The sequence below is a fragment of the Lysinibacillus sp. FSL H8-0500 genome (genome assembly GCF_038051955.1).
GTDB classification, from domain to species: domain Bacteria; phylum Bacillota; class Bacilli; order Bacillales_A; family Planococcaceae; genus Lysinibacillus; species Lysinibacillus macroides.
Genome location: NZ_CP150292.1, coordinates 347,639 through 357,500, shown reverse-complemented (window position 1 = coordinate 357,500; position 9,862 = coordinate 347,639). Strand labels below are relative to the sequence as shown.

Genomic DNA, 9,862 nt, shown 5'->3' with positions numbered 1-9,862 from the left:
ACAATAAATATCGTTCAGCAACAAAGTATCCACCTATTCGTGTTGATACCTCTATATTGCTACATACATTTATGGAGACACCTGGCTATTGGGCAATTGTCCCTTTATCAATGGCGGAAAACTTTAAAGCAACCGGCAAATATGGATTATATCGATTAAAAAACCCACCTCCCGATCGTATATGCTATCAAATTCAATCTATATACCCGCGTCCAAGCGCAGTGGAAGGGTTAAAAATTTTAGATTCTGTTATTAAAAAAGTTTTAAACTAGAATATCTTTTAACAGATTTAAGGGGAAGTCAGAACGAAGTCTAACTTTCCCAATTTTTTATACTTTATAAGCAAAAAAGGTTCTAACAACTTGTTCTGCACAATTAGTAAGTAAGTCAGATGCCTGCTCCATCGCCTTTTGTAAAGGGGTTGGACCATTTACAATGCTGTGAATACTAACAATACCGTATTGATACAGCACATCGATTCCTTCACCAATTGAGCCTGCAAGAACAATTGTAGGAACATTATATTTCTTCGCCTCCTGTGCAACTCCCATTGGCGTTTTCCCTTCTGCTGTTTGGCAATCAATCTGCCCTTCTCCTGTGATAACTAAATCCGCTCCTGCTACAGCTTTTGCAAAGCCCGAATAATTAATAACAATATCGATACCTGCCCTTATTTCAGTTGGAAAAAACGCCTGAAATGCCCCACCTAAACCCCCAGCAGCTCCTGCTCCTTCACTGTCGTGAATACGAATGCCAGTATGCTTTTCAATTAAATCAGCTAAATGCTGTAAATTATTATCCAAAAGCTCCACCATCTCAGGTGTTGCCCCTTTTTGTGGACCAAAAATAGCTGAAGCACCATTTGAACCAATAAACGGATTTTTTACATCTGAGGCAATGATAAATGTTGCTTCGGCAATTCTTTTATCAAATTTACGACTATCAATCCTGGTAATGTTATGTAGTGCTCCACCGCCAAAGCCAATTTCATGACCATTACAATCTAAAAACTGTAAGCCTAATGCCTGCAACATACCAACGCCTGCATCATTTGTCGCACTGCCGCCTAAGCCAATAATAAAATGACGATATCCTTGATCTAATGCTTGTTTTATTAGCTGACCCATCCCATAGGTTGTCGTCTTTAGGGGATCGCGTTTATCTTCTGGAATAAGATATAGGCCTGATGCACTTGCTGTTTCAATAATGCATGTTTGACCATCTCCTAAAACACCATAGGCTGCTGTGATATCACTACCAAGCGGATTTTTCACTTGTGCGTGATAGATTACTCCGTTAGTGGCTGCTACAAGTGCATCCATTGTACCTTCGCCGCCATCAGCCATTGGTACAATAACGGTTGCAGCACTCGGTAAATATTTCTTTACCCCTTTTTCTATCGCGATTGCTGCGTCGTAGGCTGATATACTTCCTTTAAAGGAATCGGGTGCAATCACTATTTTCATATGGAACAACACCTTTTACTCAATTTTCGTTAAAGTCTTGGCTTTATATTTATCCTAATTATTTGCTTGCCATTTTGTTATTTACCTTTATTAAAGATAAAAGTCTCTCTCTTTTTTTATAAAGCTCTTGTGCTTCCTCAATCTCTATTTTTTCAAAATGGATTACATCTCCTGGCTTCTTTTGCGCTAAATATGGTAAATCCACATCAATGACAACACCGATTTTTGTATACCCACCTGTCATTTGACAATCTGCCATTAATACAATTGGTTGCCCATTTCCTGGAATTTGAATTGACCCCATTGTAATATAATCCGAAATAATATCTGGTCCAACTTTATGTGAAATTGCTGCTCCTTCTAAACGAAAGCCCATTCGATCAGATTCATTTAATACTTTGTAGCGGCTTGTACAAAATTTTTCAAGCTCTGACGCCTTAAACTCATCTGCCTGTGGTCCTAAAATGAATCTCATCGGACGATCCTCTCCAAAATTTGGCCTATATTCCGTTGGAAGTATTCTTCCAATTGATGTATACATAGAATTCCCAATTGATATAATATCCTTGGACTGTAGGGCTTTCCCATCCATGCCACCAAAGCCAGCTCTTAAGGAAGTAGATTTACTACCAATAACTATGGGAACATCAATACCACCTGCAATTGCAATATATGCACGACAACCATAGCCAGTTGCAAAGCCAAACGTTAATTCGTCTCCTTTTTCGACCTTAATGGAAGTCCAAAGCGGTACATGTTTTCTATTTAACTTCGCACCTATATCTGCACCCGTAATTGCAATAATACCACCTTCTAAAAACTTTAGATGTGGTCCCATCAAAGTTACTTCGATTGCTGCTTCCTCATCGTCATTGCCGACTAAAATATTGGAAATTCTCAATGAAAATTTATCCATTGCACCACTGGCTGAAATACCATATTTTTGATAATTAGCTCGCCCGAGATCTTGAATTGTTGACATTAATCCTGGTTTAATGATTTCAATGAATTCCATTTTTTAATCCACTCTCTCTGTTTATTGTCATTCCATTGTTCAGCTTCTTCTGCACTAATTGCCTCAAACTTAATATAGTTTCCAGCAAGCAATGTACTTGGGGGATTTTGATGTGGATCAAATGTTTCCATAGGGGTTTGACCGATTACATGCCAGCCGCTCGGTGATGCTAACGGATGGAGCACAGTAAGTCGATTAGCAATAACAATTGAGCCCTTTTCTACTTTTATTCTTGGACTACTTCTTCTTTTTAGCGCTAATCGTTCATCTAAATCCCCTAAATATGGATAGCTGCCAATTACTCCTAACATATAAATAAAATATGGTTTAGACGTATGTAGTCGAATAACTTCATCCATATCTAATCCTGTGCTTTCAGCAACATATTCGATATCAGGACCATATTCCCCTCCATACACAACTGGAATATGAATAATATTCTGTGGCTTATGTTCCTTATACTGTTCAAAAACGAGGCGACTTTTTATTATTTCAAGTTCTTCTGTTAATGCTTTATACGCTATGATTAAAGGATTATAACGAATCGCAACTGTACAAAATGTCGGAATAATTTGTGTGACACCTGAAATCTTTGCTGCCTCAACTTCTTGTGCAAAGCTTAATACTTTTTGATTTATACTGATTCCCATTTCTTTCTCAAATTGAGCCACGATTACTTGATCTCCTAATGGCAAAAACTTAGGATATTGTGCAATTATATTTTTTTCAGACTGCTCTGCTGTAGTTTCCTTAAACATCTTAACCCTCCCAGCCACTTTCTTACTAAGATGAAAATATTGGAATCAGCATGAAATAGCGATGAGTATATTTTTACATCGGCATCCTATGCTTCATCCAATATCACATTACTACTTTCTAAAATCATCATTTATTGTTCCATTCTTCTTACTTGGATCTCTTAATCTTCACCAAAGGCTTCTCTACCAATTTCCTCCATTGATTTGAAACGTGTCTCTACCCCTAAAATTGCTACAACTAGGGCTACAACACCTAATACAGAGCCAATTGTAACAAATACTGCTACTTGCCCAAATTGCGTTAACACCCAAGCAATGCCATATGGCGTAAAAATTGTCACAACTCGTCCAACTGCATTACAAAAACCTGAGCCTCTTAAACGCACCTCTGTTGGCCAAATTTCTGGAATATACACCGCAGAAGACAAACAAACGTATATATACAGCACTGTAATTAAAATAAAGCCTATAATCATAATGAAAATTTCAGATGATTGTAGAGCATAAATGTATCCAAGAATAGCAATTGTCACTAACAATCCAACCGCTAACCATTTACGTGGAAACTTATCAATAATTTTGGTTGCCACAAACACACCAAAAGGGGCTCCAAATAAAATAATGGTTGTCATTAATAATGACTTAGTCACTGTAATTCCTGATTGAACAAATAATGTAGGAATCCAAGTCATAATACTATAAATAGCTGTATTCATCCCAATTAACACAAAGCTTCCTAAAATTGTTCTTCTTAATAAATTACCTTTAAATAAACTTGAAAAAGGTAATGATTTTACTTCTTGACCTCCAACAATATCGGCTTCCATTACAGGAGGTAATTTAGCTCCTATTTCTTTCTCAATATCCTGCTCTACCTTCGATAAAATAGCCTCGGCTTTATCGAGCTCTCCACGTGATGCAAACCAGCGAGGTGATTCAGGTAAGCCGTGACGAGCAACCCATAAAATTAATGCTGCTACCCCAGCAATCATAAACATAGCTCTCCATCCTAGCTCTGACCCTAGAGCAGGCATTACCAATAAACCTGTTAACGTTGCGATAGGTGGTGCAAAGTTTGCTAATAATGATAATTTTGCTGACCACTTCCCACGAACTCTACTTGGAATAAACTCTGGAAACGTTGCAAATCCTACCACAAGCTCTGCTCCTAGCCCTATTCCAATAATCCCACGTAAAATAATTAACGTAACCATATCTGTGGCAAAAGCTGCTGCAATTGAAGCTATTCCAAATATCAACAAATTAATTTGGTAGGCGAATTTTCTTCCTTTATGGTCACCAAGTAGTCCTGCTAAAATTGAACCAATAAATAATCCTGCCATTGTTGCGGATGTAAAAGCGGCATTCAAGTAGTTATTGGACCATCCATTTTCAATTAATTGAGCTAAAATTGCTCCTCCCATATAGTTGTCAAAACCATCAATTAAGATCCCAATCCCGATTAACCAGAATACACTTTGATGCCATTTTGAAATAGGTAAGCGATCCATTCTTGCGCCAATATCATTTTGTTTTGCCACAGCATATTCCCCTCCTTAAATAATATTCATTACAGCTATTCATATTTATGTAAACTTAAATATGAAGACTTTTTTGTATATAAGTGTAATTTGGATGGTTAGCTAGCTATAAATTACAAATATTTTAATATAATTATAACCATAATTTTAGTTAGCTTTTTAGTTATACAATATTTCTTGCTGCTCCTGCCACAAATGCTTTTACATTGTCTACTGCCATATCCAATAATCGTCCACGGGCTTCTTTCGTTGCCCATGAAATATGGGGAGTTATCATACAATTTTTAGCGGATAATAACGGATTTGATGCGGACGGCGGCTCAACATCCAAAACATCCAAGCCAGCTCCTGCAATTACGCCATTATTTAAAGCATCAGCAAGATCTTGGTTATTTATTAACCTCCCCCTGGACGTATTAATAATAATCGCTGAATCTTTCATTATCGCCAGATTATCTCGATTGATTATTTCCTCTGTTTCTGGCGTTAATGGACAATGTAGGCTAATAATATCTGCTTCTTTTAATAAATCTGTTAAATGATCTGCCCATTGGAAATTAGGTAAATCAACCTCACGCTGTTGACGATTATACGCGATAATCGACATGCCTAATGCTGAAGCTACTTGTGCTGTTTGATAACCAATACGTCCAAAACCAACGATACCAAACTTTTTTCCAGCTAACTCAATTAATGGATAGTTCCAGAAACACCAATCCTGATGATTTGTCCATTCTCCCGCTCTTACTGCATCACTATGTCTTTGTACACGTTGGCAGTGCTCTAATAATAAAGCAAAGACCATTTGTGCTACAGAATGAGTGCCATAGGCCGGAATATTTGTGACAACGACATTCTGTTCTTTAGCTGCTTCAACATTTACTACATCATAGCCAGTGGCGAGTACGCCAATATATTTTAATTTTGGTAATTGCGCTAAAATTTCTTTGGAAAGTGGTGTTTTATTCGTTAAAATGATTTCAGCTTCCACAGCACGTTCCACAATTAAATTATTTGGCGTGCGATTATAGACAGTCACTTCACCGACTTCTGATAATTTGCTCCAGCTTAAATCGCCTGGATTCAGCGTATAGCCATCTAAAATAACGATATTCATTGCTTGTTGTAACCTTCCTTTCATATATGATAATCACTGCTTATGAAAATGCCTTTGCCATTCTTTTCATAGCTTCCTTCAACATCTCATCTGAATTAGCACAAGATATTCTCACATTTTTCTTATATGCTGAACCGAATGCCTCTCCTGGTGTTACAGCTACACCCACTTCCTCCAATAAATATTCTGCTAGTTGATAGGAATCAAAGCCTGCAAAGTCGATTTCCGGAAATACATAGAAAGCTCCCTCAGGTTTTTCACACGTTACACCAGGAATTTTATTTAAGCTTTCCACAACAAAATCCAATCTTTCCTCATAACGATTCTTCATTTTTACTACTTCTTCTTCACTATTTTTTAATGCTGCAATGCCAGCAATTTGTACGAAGGATGTCGTACACGTCATCATATGTTGCTGTGCCTTTAGCGCTGCACTACATAATTCCTCAGGTAATGCTAGGTAGCCTAGCCGCCAGCCTGTCATAGCATAGCCCTTTGAAAAGCTTTGAACAGTAATCGTTCTCTTTAATAGCTCAGGATCACTCGCTACACTTATAAATTGATGGTCCTCATATGTTAGGCGATCATACACTTCATCAGAGATAACGATTAAATTATGCTCCTCGGCCACTTTGCGAAGCTCAGCGATTTCTTCCTGCTTTAATACTCTTCCTGTCGGGTTATTTGGTGTATTAATAATGATCGCCTTCGTTTTTGCTGTACAAGCTTCAGCAATTAATTGACCTTTTAATGTAAAGTTATCTTTTTGATCTAGGTTAACATAAACCGTTTTTCCTCCCACCATTGTAATTAATGGCTCATAGCTTACCCAAGCTGGATTAACAATCATCACCTCATCATCTGGATTAATCATTGACATAAGTGCGATATAAAGGGCTAATTTTCCTCCAGGTGTTACGATAATTTGTGAGGCATGATAATTACAGTTATCCACATTACGCAGTTTTAGAGCAATCTCTTCACGTAACTCAGGGATTCCTGGACTATTTACATAATGTGTTTTTCCTTTCTTCATTGCTTCCTCAGCAATATCAATAATATTGTGCGGCGTATCAAAATCTGGCTCTCCTCCGCCTAAATTAATAACGTCTTTCCCTTGTTCAATTAAAGATCTGGCTTTATCATTTATTGCGACAGTTTTAGATTCTGATAAATGATTAAACACCTCAGCATTTAATAACGTCATACATTCGTACCTCCTAATACGCCTTTTTTCATTAATGTTTCATCAATCCAGTCATAATTAAGGGTGCCTGCTTCAATTTGTTCTAGTTGTTTTTTTTCCATCGCTTCAATTCGTTGGACTTCCTGTAATACTTCGTTATTTGCTCGCTCATAAGGAATAACAGTAATTCCATTATCATCACCAATAATTAAATCTCCCGGATTTACGATAGCTCCTGCACAAATAATAGGTACGTTGATTTGACCTGGACCTTCACGGAATGGTCCAGCTGGTGTTGCTGCCTTTGCATATACTGGAAAGCCTAATTCCTTAATTTCCTCTGGATCACGAATCGCACCGTCAACCACAAACCCAGCAAGTCCTTTTTTCTGCCCAATGGAGCTCATAATTTCTCCTAACAATGCACGATTTTCAAAACCACCCCCATCAATGACGATGATATCTCCAGGCTCTGCCATATGTATCGCCTTATGAATCATTAAATTATCGCCCGCTGATGTCTTTACTGTAAAAGCAGTTCCCTTTAAGCGAATGCCAGGTTTATTGAAATGTCTAATTGAGCTCATACAATTGAAACGTCCTAAAGCATCTCCGATAATCGTTGTACTAATTTCACCAAATGCATCAACTAATTCTTTAGCAACCCTTTTCTCTACAGATTCCATGCGATAAATCATTTTTAAAACTCCTTTAATTTCTGGTTATTCAGAAATTTCTTATTTTTCATTATAATAATAACTCTTTTATTAATTGTAAAATTGAATATATCGCGTTTAAAAATCGAGAAATTAGATTTTTAAAACCTACTTAGTTAGAACAGGGGCTTTTAAAATGAAATAAAAAAATACTAACACTAGTAGCACAAACCTTAGCTTTGGTTTGCACTACTCTGTGTTAGTATGTTTAAAATGGGAAGAAGAATGGAATGGCTACCATCATGACAATAAACATCACAATTTGTAGGGGGATACCAATTCTTACAAAGTCCATAAATTTATAGCCCCCCGCTGTCATAACTAATGCATTTGTAGGGGAAGCAATTGGTGTCGCAAATGCCATGCTTGCTGCGACTGCAACAGCAATCATAAAGGTTGTAGGGCTAACATCCATAGCAATGGCAGCACTCATTGCGATAGGAGCAAATAATACCGCAGTTGCCGTATTACTAATAAATTGACCAAAAACGGCTGTTAATAGATAAACCCCAATTAACACGCCATAAGGGCCATAATCACCCAATGCATTGATAATGCCATCCGATAGAATGGTCATGCCCCCTGTTTTTTCTAATGCCGTTGCCATTGGTAGCATGGCTGCAACTAGTACTATGCTTTCAAAATTCATATTATTATAGGCATCTTCCATATTGCGCAAGCAGCCTGTTAAAATCATAAGCACCGCGCCAATCATAACCGAAATAACGGCTGGGAAAATTTCAAATGCCATTAATATAATCATCAATAGCATAATAATCCCCGCAATACCAGCTTTCCCCGTAGCGGCTGCGACACTGGCATGTTCCTTCGGCTGACCCACAACAACAACATCTTGCGTTTCCCTTGCCAGTAATAAAATTTCATCCCATGCACCTTGTACTAATATCGCATCTCCAAATTTTAACTTATGGGAAATCATATCTTGAAGCTTATAACCGCCTCTACGATTAATCCCAATAATATTTAAGTTATATTTTTCGCGAAACCCAAGCGAGCTAACTGTTTCGTTAATAAAGCTTGAATTTGGTGTGAGTAACACCTCGGCAATACCTAGATGTTTGGATACTAATTCATCTGCCTCACCTTTCACCAAGCCCTGCACCTCAAGATGATAATCCTCGGCAAAGTGGTAAATATCCTCTTCCTCACCTTGCACATATAACTCATCTTTAGCCTGGATTACACTTGTTGGACCTGCCATTTCCTGATAGGTCATTGGCAGTAAATTGATACCCTCCTGTGATTTTCGATGAATTTTCATCATGCAAAGCGTATACTTAGCTGGCAGCTTTAATTCTGCCAATGATGTTGCAATAATGGGTGAATCCTCTGGTACAGAAATTTTAAAGAGCCGATTGTTTAAATCATATTGCTTCATGATTTTCTTAGGTGAAAGCTTGTAGCCCTCATTGGTCTGTGTACGATTTTGATCCTTCGGTAATAAAATATTACGCACAAGCACTAAGTAGCTAATTCCTGCAATCATTCCAACAATACCAATAGGTGTTATTTCAAAAAAGGCTAACTTATTATAGCCTCGATCCACCAATAATTGATTGACAATTAAATTAGTTGGTGATGCAATCAATGTCATCAGACCTGATAAACTTGCGACATAAGACAATGGCAATAAAAATTGAGAAGGGCTGACTTTCATGCTGATCGCGATACTAACAACAATCGGCATCATTAACGCTACCGTACCTGTATTACTCATAAAAGCCCCAACTGTTCCTACAATAATGAGCAGTAGTACAAATAATTTCAGCTCACTATTGCCTGACCATTTAAGCAATAATTGCCCTGCCATTCCTGCAAGACCCGTGCGTAAAATGCCTGCACCCACCACAAATAGCCCTGCAATCATTAACACGACTGAGTTGGAAAAACCGGCTAATGCCTCAGCAGGTGTTAGAATGTCTGTAATAACAAATGCCAAAAGCGACACAATCGCTACAAGGTCTGCGCGTATTTTATTGGTCACAAATGCAAAAATTGTTGCTCCTAAAATAAGAAATGTTAATGTAAGCTGCACATCCATG

At 37.7% G+C, this 9,862-nt stretch carries 9 protein-coding genes (1 of these 9 only partly in view); 1 reads left to right on the top strand and 8 read right to left on the bottom strand.

Annotation, left to right across the window (positions count from 1 at the left end):
* Positions 1-272 carry the final stretch of a LysR family transcriptional regulator gene (locus tag MHB44_RS01580; protein WP_341301315.1) on the top strand. Its footprint begins 604 nt before the window's first position, so only the last 272 of its 876 coding nucleotides appear in the window; the start codon falls outside the window, past its left edge; its stop codon occupies positions 270-272.
* A gap of 57 nt (positions 273-329) precedes the next feature.
* On the opposite strand, the gene MHB44_RS01575 is transcribed toward MHB44_RS01580, so the two are convergent.
* The 8 genes from MHB44_RS01575 to MHB44_RS01540 all read right to left on the bottom strand — a co-directional run bounded on the left by MHB44_RS01575 (position 330) and on the right by MHB44_RS01540 (position 9,861).
* Positions 330-1,466 (bottom strand): glycerate kinase, encoded by a 1,137-nt coding sequence (locus MHB44_RS01575; protein ID WP_341301314.1) that lies wholly within the window; start codon positions 1,464-1,466, stop codon positions 330-332.
* A gap of 58 nt (positions 1,467-1,524) precedes the next feature.
* Positions 1,525-2,481 carry a biotin-dependent carboxyltransferase family protein gene (locus MHB44_RS01570; protein ID WP_341301313.1) on the bottom strand — a complete coding sequence of 319 codons (957 nt, stop codon included), beginning with the start codon at positions 2,479-2,481 and terminating at the stop codon, positions 1,525-1,527.
* Positions 2,448-3,239, bottom strand: a complete 792-nt coding sequence (gene pxpB, locus MHB44_RS01565; protein ID WP_341301312.1) for a 5-oxoprolinase subunit PxpB — start codon at positions 3,237-3,239, stop codon at positions 2,448-2,450. Before pxpB ends, MHB44_RS01570 begins: the two co-directional genes overlap by 34 nt.
* A gap of 161 nt (positions 3,240-3,400) precedes the next feature.
* A complete protein-coding gene (locus tag MHB44_RS01560; protein ID WP_341301311.1) occupies positions 3,401-4,780 on the bottom strand; it encodes an MFS transporter in 1,380 nt (459 codons plus the stop codon).
* Between the two features lie 163 nt (positions 4,781-4,943).
* Complete coding sequence (locus MHB44_RS01555) at positions 4,944-5,897, bottom strand: D-2-hydroxyacid dehydrogenase (protein WP_341302903.1); 954 nt, start codon at positions 5,895-5,897, stop codon at positions 4,944-4,946.
* A 40-nt stretch (positions 5,898-5,937) separates the two neighbouring features.
* Positions 5,938-7,104 (bottom strand): pyridoxal phosphate-dependent aminotransferase, encoded by a 1,167-nt coding sequence (locus MHB44_RS01550; RefSeq protein WP_341301310.1) that lies wholly within the window; start codon positions 7,102-7,104, stop codon positions 5,938-5,940.
* Entirely contained in the window at positions 7,101-7,781 is a 681-nt protein-coding gene (locus tag MHB44_RS01545; RefSeq protein ID WP_341301309.1) for an RraA family protein, read from the bottom strand. Before MHB44_RS01545 ends, MHB44_RS01550 begins: the two co-directional genes overlap by 4 nt.
* Before the next feature lie 226 nt (positions 7,782-8,007).
* On the bottom strand, positions 8,008-9,861 hold the full coding sequence (locus MHB44_RS01540) for an SLC13 family permease (protein ID WP_341301308.1): 1,854 nt from the start codon (positions 9,859-9,861) through the stop codon (positions 8,008-8,010).
* Between the last annotated feature and the right edge of the window lies 1 nt (position 9,862).

Coding starts and splice junctions, on each gene's coding strand:
- MHB44_RS01540 (WP_341301308.1), bottom strand. CDS start 9,861: ATGGATGTGCAGCTTACATTAACATTTCTTATTTTAGGAGCAACAATT.
- pxpB (WP_341301312.1), bottom strand. CDS start 3,239: ATGTTTAAGGAAACTACAGCAGAGCAGTCTGAAAAAAATATAATTGCA.
- MHB44_RS01550 (WP_341301310.1), bottom strand. CDS start 7,104: ATGACGTTATTAAATGCTGAGGTGTTTAATCATTTATCAGAATCTAAA.
- MHB44_RS01555 (WP_341302903.1), bottom strand. CDS start 5,897: ATGAATATCGTTATTTTAGATGGCTATACGCTGAATCCAGGCGATTTA.
- MHB44_RS01575 (WP_341301314.1), bottom strand. CDS start 1,466: ATGAAAATAGTGATTGCACCCGATTCCTTTAAAGGAAGTATATCAGCC.
- MHB44_RS01570 (WP_341301313.1), bottom strand. CDS start 2,481: ATGGAATTCATTGAAATCATTAAACCAGGATTAATGTCAACAATTCAA.
- MHB44_RS01545 (WP_341301309.1), bottom strand. CDS start 7,781: ATGATTTATCGCATGGAATCTGTAGAGAAAAGGGTTGCTAAAGAATTA.